Annotated in this window: 16 protein-coding genes and 1 pseudogene; 9 read left to right on the top strand and 8 right to left on the bottom strand. The window is 67.4% G+C overall.

Annotated elements, in window-relative coordinates; genetic code table 11:
• Positions 1 to 14 precede the first annotated feature (14 nt).
• The 4 genes from RHA1_RS12220 to RHA1_RS12235 all read right to left on the bottom strand — a co-directional run bounded on the left by RHA1_RS12220 (position 15) and on the right by RHA1_RS12235 (position 5,620).
• A complete protein-coding gene (locus tag RHA1_RS12220) occupies positions 15 to 1,670 on the bottom strand; it encodes a sigma-54-dependent Fis family transcriptional regulator (protein ID WP_011595223.1) in 1,656 nt (551 codons plus the stop codon).
• Positions 1,671 to 1,827: 157 nt separating this feature from the next.
• Positions 1,828 to 2,970 carry a lipase family protein gene (locus RHA1_RS12225; protein WP_011595224.1) on the bottom strand — a complete coding sequence of 381 codons (1,143 nt, stop codon included), beginning with the start codon at positions 2,968 to 2,970 and terminating at the stop codon, positions 1,828 to 1,830.
• A 92-nt stretch (positions 2,971 to 3,062) separates the two neighbouring features.
• Positions 3,063 to 4,379 carry an MFS transporter gene (locus RHA1_RS12230; protein WP_011595225.1) on the bottom strand — a complete coding sequence of 439 codons (1,317 nt, stop codon included), beginning with the start codon at positions 4,377 to 4,379 and terminating at the stop codon, positions 3,063 to 3,065.
• Positions 4,376 to 5,620, bottom strand: coding sequence for a M20 metallopeptidase family protein (locus RHA1_RS12235; protein ID WP_011595226.1), 1,245 nt, complete (start codon positions 5,618 to 5,620; stop codon positions 4,376 to 4,378). Before RHA1_RS12235 ends, RHA1_RS12230 begins: the two co-directional genes overlap by 4 nt.
• A 128-nt stretch (positions 5,621 to 5,748) precedes the next feature.
• Between RHA1_RS12235 and RHA1_RS12240 the strand changes: the two genes are divergently transcribed.
• Both RHA1_RS12240 and RHA1_RS12245 read left to right on the top strand, forming a co-directional pair.
• Positions 5,749 to 6,768, top strand: a complete 1,020-nt coding sequence (locus RHA1_RS12240) for an Lrp/AsnC family transcriptional regulator (RefSeq protein ID WP_011595227.1) — start codon at positions 5,749 to 5,751, stop codon at positions 6,766 to 6,768.
• Between the two features lie 41 nt (positions 6,769 to 6,809).
• The gene (locus RHA1_RS12245) at positions 6,810 to 7,349 is read left to right on the top strand and encodes a DinB family protein (protein ID WP_011595228.1); all 540 of its coding nucleotides are present in this window, start codon (positions 6,810 to 6,812) and stop codon (positions 7,347 to 7,349) included.
• A 36-nt stretch (positions 7,350 to 7,385) separates the two neighbouring features.
• Here RHA1_RS12245 and RHA1_RS12250 read toward each other — a convergent pair.
• Positions 7,386 to 7,874, bottom strand: a pseudogene (locus RHA1_RS12250) (class I SAM-dependent methyltransferase); the annotation flags it as partial.
• Positions 7,875 to 7,957: 83 nt separating this feature from the next.
• On the opposite strand from RHA1_RS12250, the gene RHA1_RS12255 reads away from it, so the two are divergent.
• Positions 7,958 to 8,299, top strand: coding sequence for a TraR/DksA family transcriptional regulator (locus tag RHA1_RS12255; RefSeq protein ID WP_011595230.1), 342 nt, complete (start codon positions 7,958 to 7,960; stop codon positions 8,297 to 8,299).
• Here RHA1_RS12255 and RHA1_RS12260 read toward each other — a convergent pair.
• On the bottom strand, positions 8,296 to 8,580 hold the full coding sequence (locus RHA1_RS12260) for an ANTAR domain-containing protein (RefSeq protein WP_011595231.1): 285 nt from the start codon (positions 8,578 to 8,580) through the stop codon (positions 8,296 to 8,298). The genes RHA1_RS12255 and RHA1_RS12260 overlap by 4 nt on opposite strands.
• Before the next feature lie 358 nt (positions 8,581 to 8,938).
• On the opposite strand from RHA1_RS12260, the gene RHA1_RS12265 reads away from it, so the two are divergent.
• Genes RHA1_RS12265 through RHA1_RS12275 form a run of 3 tightly spaced genes read left to right on the top strand, consistent with a single transcriptional unit; the run spans position 8,939 to position 11,737 of the window.
• Positions 8,939 to 9,157: a ferredoxin gene (locus RHA1_RS12265; protein ID WP_011595232.1), complete on the top strand. Its 219-nt coding sequence runs from the start codon at positions 8,939 to 8,941 to the stop codon at positions 9,155 to 9,157.
• The gene (locus tag RHA1_RS12270) at positions 9,147 to 10,511 is read left to right on the top strand and encodes an NAD(P)/FAD-dependent oxidoreductase (RefSeq protein ID WP_009475197.1); all 1,365 of its coding nucleotides are present in this window, start codon (positions 9,147 to 9,149) and stop codon (positions 10,509 to 10,511) included. Before RHA1_RS12265 ends, RHA1_RS12270 begins: the two co-directional genes overlap by 11 nt.
• A 14-nt stretch (positions 10,512 to 10,525) precedes the next feature.
• A complete protein-coding gene (locus RHA1_RS12275; protein ID WP_011595234.1) occupies positions 10,526 to 11,737 on the top strand; it encodes a cytochrome P450 in 1,212 nt (403 codons plus the stop codon).
• Here the strand turns inward: RHA1_RS12275 and RHA1_RS12280 are convergent.
• Complete coding sequence (locus RHA1_RS12280) at positions 11,634 to 13,028, bottom strand: HNH endonuclease signature motif containing protein (RefSeq protein WP_011595235.1); 1,395 nt, start codon at positions 13,026 to 13,028, stop codon at positions 11,634 to 11,636. The two genes, RHA1_RS12275 and RHA1_RS12280, sit on opposite strands and share 104 nt — an antisense overlap.
• A 201-nt stretch (positions 13,029 to 13,229) precedes the next feature.
• Positions 13,230 to 14,177, bottom strand: a complete 948-nt coding sequence (locus RHA1_RS12285) for an AraC family transcriptional regulator (RefSeq protein ID WP_011595236.1) — start codon at positions 14,175 to 14,177, stop codon at positions 13,230 to 13,232.
• 239 nt (positions 14,178 to 14,416) lie between these two features.
• Here RHA1_RS12285 and RHA1_RS12290 point away from each other — a divergent pair, with 239 nt between their 5' ends.
• Genes RHA1_RS12290 through catA form a run of 3 tightly spaced genes read left to right on the top strand, consistent with a single transcriptional unit; the run spans position 14,417 to position 17,498 of the window.
• On the top strand, positions 14,417 to 14,989 hold the full coding sequence (locus tag RHA1_RS12290; RefSeq protein WP_011595237.1) for a flavin reductase family protein: 573 nt from the start codon (positions 14,417 to 14,419) through the stop codon (positions 14,987 to 14,989).
• A gap of 21 nt (positions 14,990 to 15,010) precedes the next feature.
• Positions 15,011 to 16,627: a 4-hydroxyphenylacetate 3-hydroxylase family protein gene (locus tag RHA1_RS12295; RefSeq protein WP_011595238.1), complete on the top strand. Its 1,617-nt coding sequence runs from the start codon at positions 15,011 to 15,013 to the stop codon at positions 16,625 to 16,627.
• Between the two features lie 22 nt (positions 16,628 to 16,649).
• Positions 16,650 to 17,498 (top strand): catechol 1,2-dioxygenase, encoded by an 849-nt coding sequence (gene catA, locus RHA1_RS12300; protein WP_011595239.1) that lies wholly within the window; start codon positions 16,650 to 16,652, stop codon positions 17,496 to 17,498.
• Positions 17,499 to 17,520 lie beyond the last annotated feature (22 nt).

Below are 17,520 nucleotides of genomic sequence, written 5' to 3' on the forward strand. Positions count from 1 at the left end.
GGATGAAACTGCAGCTAGACGGTGATATCGAGGGCTCGAATCCGGACGTAGAGCGTGCTGCGGCTGATGCCCAGCGCGGCCGCGGCATGCACCTTGTTGCCGCCGCACTCCTGCAGTGCGTCGACGATGGCCTGGCGTTCGGCGCGCTCGCGGCCGGCCAGCCGGGACACCCGGGTCGGCGTCCGATACTGGTCGGGTAGATCCGCGACAGCGATGTTCGCGCTGCTGCGTCTGCCCGCGGCGGCCTGCAGCACGACGGACAGTTCGGCGATATTGCCCGGCCAGTCGCGGGCGATCAGAGCGTCGAGCGCGCTCGCGGTGAGCCGGAGACCGGGATCGACGGAATCGAGGATTCCCTGCGCGATGTCCGCGAATTCGCGGGTGCGTTGACGCAGCGGCGGGAGCACCACCTGTCCGGGGCAGCGGCCGACGAGACCCGCAACGCCCGGTGGCAGGTCGCCGAGGGGAGAACTCGTCATCACGATTCGTGGGCCCGCGTCGGCGGCCAGCATCTTCACGACCAGCGGCAGCATCGACTCGGGTAGCAGTTGCACTTCCTCGATCGCCAGGACCGCGGCGGGTCCGGCCGCCAGCGTGAGAAGTCGGTCGATCCAGGCGTCGGCGCCGTCGAGGGCGATGGCGGCCGCGTCCATACATACGAGCGACTTGTCGCCGGCCAGATCGCGAACCGCCGTCGTCCTGCCGATGCCCGGTTCGCCGCTGATCACCACCGGATCCCGGGTCTCGCGCAGCCGCGACAACTCCGACCTGCTGCGTTCGACGACGGAACTCGACGGGGACTTGCCGCGCCGGATGGGGGTGCTGGTCCGGCGGTCCGGCCGGACGACGAACACGGCCCCGCCGTCCGTGCCTGCCACGTGGTCGGCCCGGACCAACGCCGGTTCGCCCGAGGACAGTTGGATCCGCACCGTCTTCGACTGATCCGGACGCAGGTCCGCGGCAAGCCCCCGCAGCGTCGCGTGATCGGACACCTGGAGCAGGTCGAGCGCCACCCGGTTGCTGAGCAGAATGTCCTCGCCAATCGCGGTGACCGCCATCAGATTCTGCGGCGACACCCGCTGAAACGCGTCCACGAGCCGCTGCTGCGACACCCGGGCCCCCTCGAGCAAACGTCGTTCGATGTCCGCGGCCGCTCGGGCCAGGAACGGGGCGAACAGCGGGTTGGCGCGCGACGCGACACCCGTCATGTCGAGGATGCCCTCGACGCGGCGCGTCACCGGATGGACGATCGGGTGTCCGTAACAGCTGAGTTCCTTGAACCGCTCGAGGTAGTGCTCCTCGCCGTGTATGACGACGCCACGCCGGACCTCCATCGGCGTCCCCAGCGCCGTGGTCCCCACGCAGTCCTCGTCGAACCGCGACCCCAGCACCGCCCCGGCGCCGTCGATCAGGCGCTCGAGTCGGGGGCCGTCGAAGAGCCGGGCGACGATGCGGCAGTCACGGTCGGCGAGCAGGACACAGAAGCCGGTGCCCTGGATCTGCTGTTCCATCTCATCGAGCACGGGACGGGCCGCCTGCAGCAGGCGACTGGACTTGTCCAGGTCGGAGCAGGGATCATCGGTCGGCGTCGAACTCGGTTCCAGACCGCTGAGCGCCGAACGCTTCCAGGACAACGCGATCTCCGGCCGCATCGCCACGTGCCCGGTCATGCCGCCAAACTCCAACCTCGACTCCTTGCCGCGCGCGGGTCCGGTCGTGCACCGGTGCACGACTCACACCCGAACGTACCCACACAGTGTGACCCACGCCATAGTGCCTGTGGGCGCGGCGAGCAACTGTCCGGATTCTGGACAGTGCCGCCTTCTCTCAATCGAACAGCCCACGCACGAACGCGATAGTGTCCGCCTGGGAATCGACGAGCGTGCCGCTGTGGTCGGTGGGATACGTCTTGAACGTGACCGGCTCACCGTTGGCGGTCAGTGCCGCGACCAGCGAGAACGCCGACGGTGCGGGCACGTCGATGTCGGTGAGCCCCTGCCCGATGAACAGGGGACGGTCGTACCCACTCGTCGGGACACCCATGTAGTCCACGAGCAGCCCGTGAAAGTTCGGGATCTGGTTCAGCGGCTTGCTGAACAGGTCGCCGACCACCACACCTTCCGCGGCATCGTGAAGGTCGTTGACGCACAGCTGCTCGGCGGCGTTCACGTACCGGGCGCCGAACGGAGTGAGGTAGGAGTCGAGGTCGATCTCGGGATGCGCCGACCGCAGTCCAGCGAGGATGTAGAACAGGTACGACGTGAGGCCGGCGGGGATCGCCGTGGGCGGCACCCCCGGCCCCAGCGGCAGCAGTGTCAGCTCGATGTTCGCCGGCACACCCGTTCCCACCGCCCCGCGGTAGTCCAGCGTCTCGCCGCCGTACTCGGTGGCGTAACGGGCGGTGGTGATCGCGGCGCCGCCGCCCTGCGACTGGCCGACCACCACCCACTTGTTCGACAGGGACTCGTCGACGGCGCGGGCGGCCTTCACCGAGTCGACGACGCTGTGCGCCTCGACCTTTCCGTCGAGGTACGGCATCACACCGGGCGTGCCGAGGCCGACGTAGTCGGTGGAGACGACGGCATATCCCTGTTCGAGCCAGTGTCCGAGGTACGGGTAGTCACGCTCGGGGAGCGCGGGCCCGACGAGCGAGGGAGCACAGTCGTCCGCGAGCCCGGACGTGCCGTGCGCCCACGCGACCACCGGCCATCCCCGGACGGGCGCCTCCCCCGGTGGCACGTACACGGCGCCGCTGCTGAGTGCGGGACTCCCGTCGGACCCGATCGACCAGTAGGTGATTCGCTGCGCGTCGGCAGCGCCGGGGAGCCAGAGGTCGGCCGGTAGCGGCTCGACCTCCACGACGCTCCCCGGCGCGCGTTCGGCCTCGTCGGCGAACGCGGCCGGGGAGGCGAGGCAGGTGCCGCCCACCGTCAGGGATGCAATCGCGACACTTGCCGCGGCTCGCGCCATACGTACCGAGTGTGTCTTCACCGCTTCAAGATAGAGCCTCCCCGCACGTGAGTGGCAAAGCGTGTGGGAGCACACTTTGCCACTCGCGTGCGCTACGTCTGGGACGCGAGATCCCGTCCCCGGGTCTCCGGGATCGTGAACAGTGCGGCGATCGAGACCGCAACCAGGGCGAGCGCGTACCACTCGAACAGGTCCGGCGTACCGCGGTCGGCGAAGAACGTCTGGACGTACGCGGCCGTCCCACCGAACGCGGCCACACCGACCGAGTACGGCACTCCGACGCCGGCAGCACGTAATCCGGTCGGGAACAGTTCGGCCATCATCGCGGGCATCACCGACAGGATCGCGCCCATCACGAACAGGGCGATCGCCATCGCGAAGAAGAGCGTGACCGCACTGTGCCCGATCATGGCGTTGAGCGGGAACAGCAGGGCAGCGATACCGACGTTGCCGATGTACAGCACCGGTTTGCGACCGATCCGATCCGACAACGCACCCCAGAACGGCAGCGACGCAATCAGTACGAGGTTCGCGCCGACCCCCGCCCACAAAGCGCCGGACGGATCGATGCCCCGGACGGCGATCGCGTACGCCGGCGCCGACACGGCCCACACGTAGTAGACGACGGTGCCGCCGACCGTGAAGAACAGGATCTGGAACACCTGCCGCCGGTGCGCCACGAACAGCTGCCACATCGACTGCTTTGCGGTCTCGTCACCCGACTCCTCGTAGACTTCGGTCTCCTTCATCCGCGACCGCATCCACAGCACGAACAGTCCGAGCACGCCGCCCAGCAGGAACGGCACCCGCCAGCCCCAGTCGGCCATCTGCTCCGAACTCAGCGTCGTCGTGAGCAGTGCGCCGAGAAGCGTGCCGACGACGACTCCGGTGGTGTTGGAAATGTAGATGAGACTGGACCACAGTCCACGCCGGGCCGTCGGCGCGAATTCGACGATATAGGTCTGCGCGGACGGCAATTCACCGCCGTGCGCGACACCCTGCGCGAGGCGCGCCACGACGAGGACCACCGCCGCCGCGACACCGATCGTCTGATGGGTCGGGGTCAGGCCGATGATCAGGCTGCCGACCGCGGCCAGTCCGACGGCGAGCGTCATCGACAGCTTGCGTCCCCGCCGATCCGACAGCCAGCCGAACAGCAGACCGCCGAACGGCCTGGCAACGAATCCGACAGCGAAGACGCCGAACGACGCGAGCAGGTCGGAGACCGCGGAGCCGGTGTGGAAGAACTGCGGGGCGAAGAACGCGGCGAACGTCGCGTAGACGGTCCAGTCGAAGTACTCGATCCCGTTTCCCGTGCCCACGCCGACGATCGCGCGGGCCTTCTCCCAGCGCTCGGACCTCTGCTGGACGGTGTTCACGGTCCCACTCTCGGTGGCGATCTCGTTCATCGGGCGTCACTCCCCGCCGCCACAGCAGCATTGTCGGACCGGGCTTTGTCCAGCCGTCGAACGGCCAGTCCGGCGTAGATGGTGGCGGCATCGGCGAGTACCGCGTCGTCGAATTGCGCTCGGGGCGAATGGTTCATGGGAGCGGCAGCGGGATCCGCGCCGGGCATGCACGCGCCCAGTCCGATGAACGCGCCGGGCACTTCCTGCAGGACGTAGGAGAAGTCCTCGGACCCGGCCATCGGATGCGTGACCGTCTCGTATCGGTCCTCGCCCATGAGGTCGCTGACCACTTCGGCGCCGAACGCGACCTCGTCGATGTCGTTGATCGTCATCGGGAACTCCGGGGCCACGGTGACGTCGACCTCGACCCGCTGTGCGGACGCCACCCCCTCGAGCACCCGGCGCAGCGCCGCCGGCACCTTCTCGTACGTGGTGGGCGAGTAGCACCGGACCGTCGCCTCGAACCGCGCATCGTCGGGAATGATGTTGTGCCGCGACCCGGCCTGCACGTTCGCGACCGTCACGACGACGGGATCGAAGACGTCGAACGTCCGGGTGATCATGGTCTGCAGCGACGTGATCATCTCGGCCATCGCGGTGATCGGATCCCGGGCGGTCGACGGGGACGACCCGTGTCCACCCGCCCCGCGCACCGTGACCGTCAGCTTGTACGACGCCGCGAGCAGCGTCCCCGCCTTGGAGAAGAACCGCCCCTGCGGCTTCTGGCAGGAGAAGACGTGCATGCCGTAGGCGGTGTCGGCGCGGCGGCCGGCGGCGTGGAGGACGCCCTCGTCCACCATCACCTTCGCGCCGTCCCACCCCTCCTCACCGGGCTGGAACATCAGGACGACGTCGCCCGCCAAGTGGTCGCGATGACGGCTGAGCAGTTGGGCGGCGCCGACCAGCGCAGCGGTGTGCAGGTCGTGTCCGCACCCGTGCATGGCGCCGTTCTGCGCCGCGAAGTCGAGTCCGGTCTGTTCGGTGACCGGGAGTCCGTCCATGTCGGCGCGCAGCAGCACCGTCTGCGCGGCGTCGACCGAACGCCTGCCGCCGCGGAGCACCGCGGTCACCGACGTCGTGTTCGTTCCCGTCGAGATCTCGAGAGGCAGGCCGGCCAACGCATCGAGGACACGTTCCTGCGTGCGCGGCAGGCTCAGTCCGACCTCCGGTTCGCGGTGCAGCACGCGACGCAACTGCACGAGGTCGCCCTGGAGGGCGCGGGCGTCGTCCACGAGATTCATTGCTCTCCCTTATGTCGGTGGTCACTTTCTCGACCGAATGCGTCGGTGGTCATATGCTGTGATCCGCGAAACGACGGACCACCGAGAACGTCGAAAACGATCACCTGTGCCGACCCAGAAAGTGTTCTATGCGCGAAATGCTGACCGAATCCGAGCTTTCGCTCATTCACTCGTTGCAGATCCGTCCGCGGGCGACGTGGTCCGAGCTCGCCCCGATCCTGCGGACGACATCCGCGACGCTGGCGAGGCGGTGGGAGTCGATCACCGAACGCGGACTGGCCTGGATCACCGCGTACCCCGCGCCGATGACGAGCGCCGGTGCGTTCACCGCCATGATCGAGGTGACGTGCGATCTCAGCGGCACGAAGACACTGGTCGAGGCGCTCACCCGCGACCCGCGGGTGGCGTCGATCGAACATGCGGCGCGCGGGCGGGACCTCATCCTGACGGTGCAGACGGGATCCCTGCACGAGTTGTCGGACCTGGTGCTCGAGGAATTGCCCGGCCACCCGAGCGTCAATTCGACCCGGACCCACACGTGCACCGCACTCCACGCGGAGGGCAGCCGCTGGCGCCTCGATTCCCTCGACACGGCACAGTCCGCGGCGATCGCCGCACTGGAGAACACTCCGCCGCAGTCCGGATCGGCCCGGCCGGAAAGCCTGACGGACGAGGTCGCCCGCGCGCTCGTCCGCGAGCTCACCCGGAACGGAAGGGCGTCCGCGCGCGAGATCGCCTCGGTCATCGACCGGCCCGCGTCGTCGGTTCGCAGGCAGCTCGCGGGGTTGCTGCGCTCCCGGGCCGTGGTGCTGCGCTGCGACGTGGCCCAGGATGCGACGCGGTGGCCCATCACCGTCACGTGGTGGTGCCGCCTGCCCGTGCGTGCACACCGGGAAGTCGTGGAGATCGTCAACACCCGGCCCGAACTGAGGTTGTGCATGTCGCTCACCGGCCCCGCGAACTTCCTCGTCAGCATGTGGGTGTCTTCGCTGCCCGACCTGTTGCGGGTGCAGGAGTGGCTGGAGAGCCGGGCCCCCAGCCTCGAGATCATCGACTCGTCGGTGACGCTCCGGTCCCGGAAGCGGATGGGGTGGGAACTCGACACCCACGGCCGCGCGACCGGTTATGTCACCGCGCACGGCGGCTGACCGCTACCGTCGAATGCGCATCATCGGACCGGCTGGAGCAGGTGATCACCGTGACCTCTACCGCGAGAACGTCGACTACCGGCGAGCGTGCCGACTTGCTGGAGTCGCTGGCGAAACACCGCTACTTCCTCCGGTACACCGTCCGGGACCTCACCGACGAACAGGCGACCCAGCGCACGACGGCGAGCGAACTGTGTCTGGGCGGACTCGTCAAACACGTGTCGGACGTCGAACGGGTGTGGGCCGACTTCATCGTGCGCGGTACCGACGCCGTGCGTGGCGGTCCCGCGGACGGCACCGGCACCGACAATCGCCAGAAGGAGTTCACCCTCCGCGACGACGAGACGCTGGCCGACGTCCTCGACCGCTACGCGAGGGTGGCACACCGGACCGACGAGATCGTGGCCTCGCTGCCCGACCTCGACATCTCGCATCCGCTGCCGAAGGCGCCGTGGTTCGAACCGGGATCACGCTGGTCCGCGCGCCGGGTCCTGCTCCACATCATCGGGGAGACCGCCCAGCACGCCGGGCACGCCGACATCATCAGGGAGGCCCTCGACGGGTCGAAGTCGATGGGCTGAGTCAGCCGCGTTTGCGGGCCTCGATGAGGAAGCGGGTCGAGTGGGTTGCGGCCCCAGGAAGTACTCGACGAGTTCGAAGACACTCGCATGCCCGACGTGCTGCGAGAAGTACGTGCCTCCGGGTCGCAGGACGCGGGCGATTTCGTCCCACCACACCGTGGCGGGGTGCCTGCTCGTCACCAGGTCGAAGGCGCCCTCGGCGAACGGCAGCGGCGGTTCGTCCGCGTCGGCCACCACGACAGCACCGAGCGGATGCAGCAGCGCCGTCGCCTTCGCGACGTTCGGCGGCCACGATTCCGTCGCCACCATCACGGGAGGCATCGTCATTGCACCGGCGAGGACCTCCCCTCCCCCGGTCTGGATGTCCAGAGCGGCGTTCGCGCGCGCGAGACGTTCACCCATCAGGCGCTGATACCCCCACGACGGCCGCTGTTCGGTGGCCCGGCCGTCCAGCCAGGAGAAATCCCAGCCGTCCACCGACACGGATTCCGCCTCGGCCACCAACTCCTCGAATGTGCGTGCCATGCCGGGAAGCCTGACAGAAAGTCCCGGATCGATCGAGCGGATTACCGGGGAAGCACCGGGCCCTCGTCGATGTTGATCCAGGCATGAACTTGCCGCAACACCGCACCCGAATCGCCGAGGAACGCGCCGACGCAGAACGCCGCATCGCCTCGCTGACCGGCCGTTTCACTGCAATTGTGGAGGGGTCGGAATTCACCACGGACGACGACGAACACGACCCCGAGGGCTCCACCATCGCCTTCGAACGGGCCCAGGTGTCGGCACTGCTGGCCGACGCGAAGCGCGAGGTCGAGGACCTGACGGCGGCGCAGCAGCGACTCGACACTGGGACGTACGGCCTCTGCATTCGGTGCGGTCTGCCGATCGCCGATGTGCGACTCGACGCGCTACCTGCCGCGCAGACCTGTATCGACTGCGCCGGTTAGCCGGTGTCACCGGGCAGGAGGGCTCCCCATTCCCGGGTGGCCACGTCCCGTGCCCGTCGATGGTCGTCGGCGTCGGGGTGCATTCCGTCGGCGAGATCAGCGAGGGCTTCCGCGAGATCCCCGACATCGACCTGATGCCGCATGGAGGAATCGAGTAGTTCGTCGAAGGCCTGGTCCGCGCTGTACGAGCTTCCGCGCGCGGTAATCAGGATCTGGATGGCAGCGTCCAAAGCGGACAGGTGCCGTGTCGCGCGGGTGTCGCGGTGAGCTTCGATCGTCAATATTCCGCCTCTGAGGTGTCGCCACTGGGCGTTGCCGGTCTCTTGTCACCACATCACATCACGATCCGGACGTCCGTGTCGCCGAATCGAGACCGTGTCCGAAAGTTGTTTCTCGACAGCAGGATACGAATTCCGGCAAGATACTTGTAACTCTCGTTACTACTCCGGGGTTCTACCCGTCGGTAGGGGCGGGCGGCGCCACATTTCTGAATGGCTCCAGAACAGCGGATCGAAACCGAACCGTCCGTCCATTCCGCAATACTGGTTTCCGGGTGGAGGTCTCCGCCCGACGCGATCGGACGGCCGTGCGCCGCGCAGTCCCTGTGGACCCGTGTGACCAGAACTGTTCAGAATCGGGATGATTGACGTGAAACTCGTCGTCGACCTCAATCGGTGCCAGGGTTACGCGCAATGCGTGTTCCTCGCACCCGACGTCTTCACCCTGCACGGAGAAGAGGCTCTTCTCTACGACGCGGGCCCCACCGACGACGAACGCGACCACGTGGCGCAAGCCGCCGCCGCCTGCCCGGTGCATGCCATCACCACCGACATCCCCGACCGCCGCGATGGGCAGTGACGTGCGGATCGTCATCGTCGGTGCGTCGCTCGCGGGCCTGCGCGCCGCGGAGGCACTGCGGGGGCAAGGCTTCGACGGTTCCCTCACCCTGATCGGCGACGAACCCTACGAGCCGTACGACAGGCCCCCGCTGTCGAAGGCCGTGCTCCTCGGAATCATGCCGCCCGACCACGCGGCGCTGCCCTTCCGCCCGGACCTCGACGCGCAGTGGCGGCTCGGTGTGCGGGCCACCAGTCTCGATCTGGAGAACAACCGGGTGGTTCTCAGCGACGGCGACACCGTCGAGTTCGACAAGGTGCTGATCGCGACCGGCGTCCGCGCCAGGCCGTGGTCGAATTCGTCCGAGGCCGCACTCGACGGCGTCTTCACCATCCGAACCTGCGACGACTCCCGCCGGCTGAACGAGCGACTGTCTACCGGACCGAGTCATGTCCTGGTGATCGGGGCAGGGTTCACCGGCTCGGAGATCGCGTCGGTGTGCCGGGAGCGCGGGCTGTCCGTCACTGTCACCGAGCGCGGGCCGGCACCGCTGGTCGGTGCGCTCGGCGGAGTGGTGGCAGCGGTCGCGGCCGACATGCAACGCGAGCACGGCGTCGACCTGCGCACCGGGGTCACAGTGACCGGGCTCGACGGGGACGGCGACGGGCAACTGTGCCGTGCGCATCTGTCGGACGGGACCACACTCGACGTCGACGTGGCGATCGTCGCGCAGGGCAGTATCCGCAACACCGACTGGCTGTTCGGCTCCGGTCTCGCCGCCGGGCCCCGCGGAGTCACGTGCGACGCCGGGTGCCGGGCGTTCGACATCAACGGCATCGTCACCGACAACGTGTTCGTCGCCGGTGACGTTGCGCGGCAACCACATCCGCTCTACGACTACCAGCTGCTGGCATTGGAGCACTGGGGAAACGCGATCGGCCAGGCCGAGGTGGCGGCGCACAACATGATCCACGACGGTCTCCGCCGGCGGCCGCACCTCGAGATTCCGGCGTTCTGGTCCAGCCAGTTCGGCGTCAACATCAAGTCCGTGGGCATCCCCACCTACTCCGATCAGGTGGTGATCACGCAGGGGTCCGTCGCCGACCGGCGTTTCGTGGCGGCATACGGCTTCCGCGGACGCGTCACGGCCGCTGTGGCGTTCAATCAGGGTAAGTGGCTCGACTTCTACCGGGGACTTATCGAGTCTGCCGCGGCGTTTCCCCCCGACTTCGACGTCATGGACCGGGCGGAACCGTTCGAGGTGCGTGCGTCGGAGTTGCCGGACCCGGCCGTTCTCAGCCACGGACCCACCGTCGCGGTGACCGGCCACCTACCCACCGAACGTCGCGTCGAGTTCGTCTCGCTACCGAAGTAACAGGGAGAGTGTCCATGTCGCGTGCGCAGCTGTTCCAGCGGATCACCGACCAGGCGAGCCGGCCGAATCCGTATCCGCTGTACGAGGAACTTCGTGAGACTCGGGTGGCGCCGCAGGACAACGGTTCTTTCCTCGTCGGACGGTACTACGACGTGAAGGCGCTCCTGCACGACCCGAGGATCAGCTCCGACCTGCACAACCGTGGGCCCGGCCTCCCCGGAGCGGATCGTGCCGGCGACGGGCCGGAGTCCTTCCTCAAACTCGATCCGCCCGAGCACGATCGACTGCGCAGACTGACGACGCGACAGTTCGGTCCGCCGCACAGCCCCGACCGAATCGACTCCATGCGTGGCGAACTCGCCGCACTCGTCACGAAGCTGGTCGACGGGCTGGACGGTAAGGAGCGCATCGACATCGTCGACGACTTCGCGTACCCCTTCCCCGTCACCGTGATCTGCCGACTGCTCGGGGTGCCCCATGAGGAGGAACCCCGGTTCCACGCCTGGGCCGATGCGTTGGTGGCAGCCATCGACCCTCGGCGTGCCGGCGCCGACAACGAGCAGGTGAAGGTGGCGCAGAAGGCGCAGATGGAGATGGCCATGTTCATGGCCGGTCTCATCGAGGACCGTCGCCGCGATCCCGGTGACGACATGTTGTCGGGGCTTGCCAACGATTCGGGGCCGGACGGTCAGTTGAACACCGTCGAGTTGGTCACCAACTCCATCCTGCTGTTCATCGCCGGGCACGAGACCACCGTCAACCTCATCACCAACGGCATGCTGACGCTGTTGCGTAATCCCGACGTTCTCGAACGTCTTCGCGCCGAACCGGAGTTGATGCCGCAGGCTGTGGAGGAATTGCTCCGCTTCGAACCGCCCGTGCATCTCCTGGGCCAGCGAACGCCGATCGTGGACATCGAAATCGGCGGTGTCACCGTCCCGAAGGGTTCACCCCTCGTCCTCGCGTTGGCGTCGGCGAATCGCGACCCCGAACGCTTCGTCGACGCCGACAAGTTCGTCCCCGACCGCGCGGACAACCAGCACGTGGGTCTGGGCAGCGGCATCCACAGTTGCTTCGGCGCACCCCTCGCCCGCCTCGAGGGGCAGATGGCGCTCGCCGAACTCATCCGCCGCCTCCCCAATCCGCGCCTCGTCGAGGACCCGCCGCCCTACCGGCCCAACCCGGTGCTGCGAGGCCCCCGGCACCTGCTGGTGGACTGTGGGTGAGCTGCCGCCGCGCATGCTCGATCAACTCACCGGGGTGGTGTCGGTGGTTGATGCGCGGTCTTCGGGTGGGGTCGATGTGTGGTGGCGGGATCCATTCGGTCCGGCCCGCGTATGCGGAATGGTGGGGCGCGGACCTCATCGCCCACCCAGCCGGACCGTCGTTGATCTGAGCGTGGCAGGCGTCGCAGACCAGTGCCAAACCCTCGATGTCGGTGTGCCCACCTTTGCGCCAATCCGTGACATGGTGCACCGCACACAGACTCGCCGGCGCCGAACACCCCGGCCGGGTGCAACCCCCGTCCGAGGCGATCAGAGCGAGCCGCTGATCGGCGCTGGCCAGACGGCGCCGCCGCCCCAGGTGCAGTGGACGACCCGCATGGTCGAACAGTGCGAGCACCGGATGTGCGTCCTCGGCCAGTGCTAATGCGTCCTCGATCGGGAGCAGCCCACCGGTGGCCGTCGTGGCAAGACCCCCTACCGCCTGCTCCAACTGCTCGAGAGTCATCGTCACGATCACTGTGGCCGGTAGACCCCGGTGCCGCCCGAGCACCCCCGACTCGAGCAGCGCCCGGAATACCGCGCTGAACGCGTCGTGATTGCGCTGCGCTGCGGTGCGGGTATCGCGTGCGGCCGCGGCCGCCAGCACGTCACGATCGATCGCCGGGTTCTCGCCGTCGCCTGCCGGTGAGTCGGGATCGTCCGGGTTGTTCATTCCGGGCCGCGCCCATTTTGCGAGGATCGGATCGAGCATCGCCCGCGCGACAGGGTCGAGTTCACCGGAGATTCTCGACATCAGTTCGGTGTCCTGACGGCCGATCGAAATGCCCCGCCGGCGTTTCCGGTCGCGGTCGTCGCCGAGGTTCCCGTCCGGATTGAGATATGCCAGCAGCCGATGCCCCGCCTGCTCCACATCCTCCGGGGTACCGCTTCGCGCCAACGTGGCCGGTACGGCCTCGGCGTCGGCCACCGCGTCGTTGTCGACGGCGTGGGGAATTTTGCGCATCACCTTCGCGATCGCCCGCACATGATCCGCGCCGATGTCGCCGTCGGCCTGTGCCGCAGCGGTTTCCGGCAAGACGGGTGGCATCGGTTCGCCGGCCAGGGTGTGCCACACCCCGAGCTCACGGGCTGCGGTGACCCGAGCGAACGCGTCCGCGCCCGAGATCCGCAGCACGTCGATCAGGAGTTTCTTCGGCGAGGTATACCCCAGACTCGCCGGGACCGAGCGTTCGACGCCTTCCACGACCAATCGGTGTGAGATCACCTCCGCACGACGAAGGGACTGTTCCATTCCGCACATCACCTCGACGAGCTCAGTGTCCGACAACTCGCCAGCCCGGAATCGAGCAGCCCGTCGACCGCGGCAGCGAACATCGACAGATACTCCGCCACCCGGCTACCCACCGACCCCCCCCAGCCGAACTCATGTGCGAATACTATCGCGGGGGTCCGACAAGTTTCGGACGCGAACTCCGACCTCTCACCGAACCGATCAGAGCCCGCGATCGCGGAGTGACTCGGACGGCGTCACGCCGTACTTCCGGCGGTAGGCGGCGGCGAATCTGCCGGTGTGCATGATGCCCCAGCGTGTCGCGACTTCGGAAATAGTTGCGCAGGAACCGCTTCCGGTGAGTTCTGCGTGGACACGCTCGAGGCGCACGTCGACGAGGTACTCCATCGGTGTCATGCCCACGTATTCACGGAACCCCTGCTGCATGCGCCGAACACTCACGCCGACGAGTTCGGCCATCTCCCCCGCACTCCACGGGTGGGCCGGGTCCTGCTGGATCGCGTCGATGACCCGCTTGACGATGCGCGGCCGGATTCCCGCGGCACCCGTGTCGTCGTCCGGCATCGCGGTGAGCACGAGCGCGGTGGTCAACGCTCCACACAGTTGTTGCGACACCTGATCGCTGTGCAGGAGAACGCTGTCGCGCAACGCCTGGTCGGCGACGGAGCGGACGAACCTCAGCCAGTCGGCGCCGGCGCCGGTGCGTAGGTCGAGTTGCCGCGGCAACTCCTGCCCGGGCCGTGCGAGCACGCGGTCCATTTCGCGCTGCAGGTAGTCCCGGTCCACCTTGAAACCGATGATCTCGCAGGAACTGCTCCAGTTGGTGATGACGGTCCGGGTGTCGGGCGGGCAGATGGTGGCCAGCCCCGGCGTCGAGGTCACTTCCGTCCCGCCGGTGACGGAGACGATGCGGCCGGCCAGGGGGATGTTGATGCCGTATGCACCGGGATGGTCGGACTCGATCGACACGGGCGCCCCGAAACCGATCCGGGCGAGCCTGGACGCGCCCATCTGGGAGGACTCCAGCGAAGACCGCGCCGCGGTGTCCCGCGACAGCGGACGCAGTTCGTGAGGGAAGTACGCGTCCGCGACCACCTCGTGAACCTCGTCCCAGTCGGTGAAACCGGGACCTTCCAGCTGTCCTCGCATGCGTACGTCCAGACCTCTCACCTCGCGCCACGACCGCGCATGGGCAACTCCCGACCCTAGCATCGCCTGTGACTCACGTCACTGCAAGGGCGTCCGACCCCTGTCCGGCAAACCCGTTTCGCGTTCCGGATCCCGCCTTCGCAATGCGGATCGACGGACTGTGACGGCCGTCATACGTTGTTCAGGTCCCCAATCGCAGGGGTTATCGCACGAATCGTGCAGAAAGGCGGTCAGGAGAAATGGACCAGCGCACTCTGCGTAACATTTTCGGCCAGTTCGCCAGTGGCGTCACCGTGATCACGTGCGCCAATGCCGCCGGCGAGCCGCACGGCGCGACCGTCACCGCCTTCACCGCCGTCTCGATCGAGCCGCGGCTGTGCCAGGTGACGTTGACCCGTAAATCGAAGGCATGCAGCTACCTCGGTGATGCACCGTTCGCGGTGAACATTCTGGCCGCCGATCAGCTCGACACGGCCATGCATTTCGCCGGCAAACCGCAACGGACGGAACCGGTGTGGGACTCCTCGGGCATCGCTCCCGCACTGTCCGGCAACGCGGCGACGCTCACGTGCTCGCCCTGGGCTTCCTACGACGGCGGTGACCACATCATCTTCATCGGCGAGATCGTCGATGCGTCCGTCGACGCAAGCAGGGACCCACTGTTGTTCTACCGCAGCACCTTCCACGATCTGGGTGCCACGTCGGGCACCACGGCGTGGAACGGCTGCCTCGACGACCCCCACAGCGGATGGTTCGACGCCGCCGCGTCGTTCACACCGCTCCACCTGCAGCTCGCCCAGGCTGCCTCGTAATCCTGACCGAAAGGGAACACCATGACCACCACCGAAGCTGCCCCCGATGCCGACGTCGACCGCACCAAGGTCAATGTCGCCGCGGACTGTGAGGCGAACCGGACCGCGAACTTCGCCACCCGTCCGATGACCGGTGACGAATACATAGAGTCGCTGCGCGACGATCGCGAGATCTACCTGCACGGCGAGCGTGTCAAGGATGTCACGACGCATCCGGCGTTCCGTAACCCGATCCGGATGACCGCCCGCCTCTACGACGCGATGCACACCGGCGAGCACGTCGACACCCTGACCACCCCGACGGACACCGGCAGCGGGGGTGTGACGATGCCGTTCTTCCGGGCGCCGAAGAACTCCGACGATCTGCTGAAGGATCGTGACGCGATCGCCACCTGGGCGCGGATGACGTACGGCTGGATGGGCCGGTCCCCCGATTACAAGGCATCCTTCCTCGGCACCCTGCACGCGAACAAGGAACTGTATTCGCCCTTCCAGGACAACGCCGAACGCTGGTACAAGGAATCGCAGGAGAAGGTTCTGTACTGGAACCACGCGATCATCAACCCACCCGTCGACCGGCAGCTCCCGCCGGACGAGGTGGGGGACGTGTTCATGAAGGTGGAGAAGGAAACCGACGCCGGCCTGATCGTCTCCGGTGCGAAGGTCGTGGCGACGGGCTCGGCCATTACCAACTACAACTTCATCGCCCACTACGGGCTGCCGATCAAGAAGAAGCAATTCGCACTGATCTGCACCGTCCCGATGGACGCACCGGGCGTGAAGCTGATCTGCCGCACCTCCTACACCCAGCAGGCCGCAGTCATGGGCTCCCCGTTCGACTACCCCCTGTCTTCACGGATGGACGAGAACGACACCATCTTCGTCTTCGACAAGGTGCTGGTGCCGTGGGAGAACGTGTTCATGTACGGCGACGTGGACAAGATCAACGCATTCTTCCCCCAGTCCGGGTTCCTGCCCCGCTTCACCCTGCAAGGGTGCACCCGCCTGGCGGTGAAACTGGACTTCATCGCCGGGCTGCTGATGAAGGCCCTCGACGCCACCGGGGCGGGTGGGTTCCGCGGGGTGCAGACCCGCGTCGGTGAGGTCATCGGCTGGCGGAACCTGTTCTGGTCGTTGACCGAATCGATGGTCCGCGACCCGGAACCGTGGGTGGGTGACACCGTCATCCCGAAGCTCGAATACGGGCTGACGTACCGGATGTTCATGCAGCAGGGCTACCCGCGGATCAAGGAGATCATCGAACAGGACGTCGCGTCCGGGCTGATCTACCTGCCGTCCTCGTCCGCCGACTTCAAGAGCCCCGACGTCCGCCCGTACCTGGACAAGTACGTCCGCGGCTCCGAGGGCATGACGGCAGTCGAGCGGGTGAAGATCATGAAGGCGCTGTGGGATTCGATCGGCAGCGAGTTCGGTGGCCGCCACGAACTGTACGAACGCAACTACGCCGGCAACCACGAGGGCGTGAAGGCGGAACTGCTGATGTTCGCCGAGAACCGGGGCACGGTCAGCTCGATGAAGGGCCTGGCCGAGCAGTGCCTGGCCGAGTACGACCTGGACGGGTGGACGGTCCCCGACCTGATCGGCAACGACGACGTGTCCTACTTCGGCCGCAGCTAACTCCCAGCATCAGGAGAACGTCATGACCACCATCGACAGTCCCACCGCAGTCGGCTCCGGCAACGCCGCCACCGACAAGTTCAAGGGTGCCCGATTCACCGCCGACACCTCCCCGGAACGGCTGTCGGCGATCGCCACCGAAGTGCTCGCCGGGCTCAGCGCCCTGATCCACAAGCACGCCGTCACCTACCCCGAGTACCGGGTCCTCAAGCAGTGGCTGATCGAGGTCGGGGAGGGCGGCGAGTGGCCGCTGCTGCTCGACGTGTTCGTCGAACACGACATCGAGGAGGTCAACTCCACCAGGTTCCGGGGCACCAAGGGCAGCATCGAGGGACCGTACTACGTGCCCGGCGCACCGGAACTCCCGGCACGGTGCACCCTGCCGATGCGCGAGGAGGACCGGGCGCACCCCGCGCTCGTCCTCCGGGGCGAAGTCACCGACCTCGACGGGGCCGGCCTCGGCGGGGCGATCATCGAGTTGTGGCACGCCGACGACGAGGGCTACTACTCGCAGTTCGCCCCGCACCTGCCCGAATGGAACCTGCGCGGGACCATCGTCACCGACCCCGAGGGCCGGTACGAGATCACCACCATCGAGCCTGCCCCGTACCAGATCCCGACCGACGGCCCGACCGGTCAGTTCATCAATGGCGCCGGCTGGCACCCGTGGCGGCCGGCGCACCTGCACCTGCGGGTGACGTCCCCGGGCAAGCAGCCGATCATCACCCAACTGTACTTCGCCGGCGGCGACTGGATCGACGACGACGTCGCCACCGCAACCAAACCCGAACTCCTTCTCGATCCGCAGCTCGACGACGCCGGGCGTAAGGTTGTCAGCTACGACTTCGCGCTCGATCCCGCCGCGGACTGAGACACCCACCCTCCCCCGGGCG

It is taken from the genome of Rhodococcus jostii RHA1 (genome assembly GCF_000014565.1).
Taxonomy (GTDB): Bacteria; Actinomycetota; Actinomycetes; order Mycobacteriales; family Mycobacteriaceae; genus Rhodococcus_F; species Rhodococcus_F jostii_A.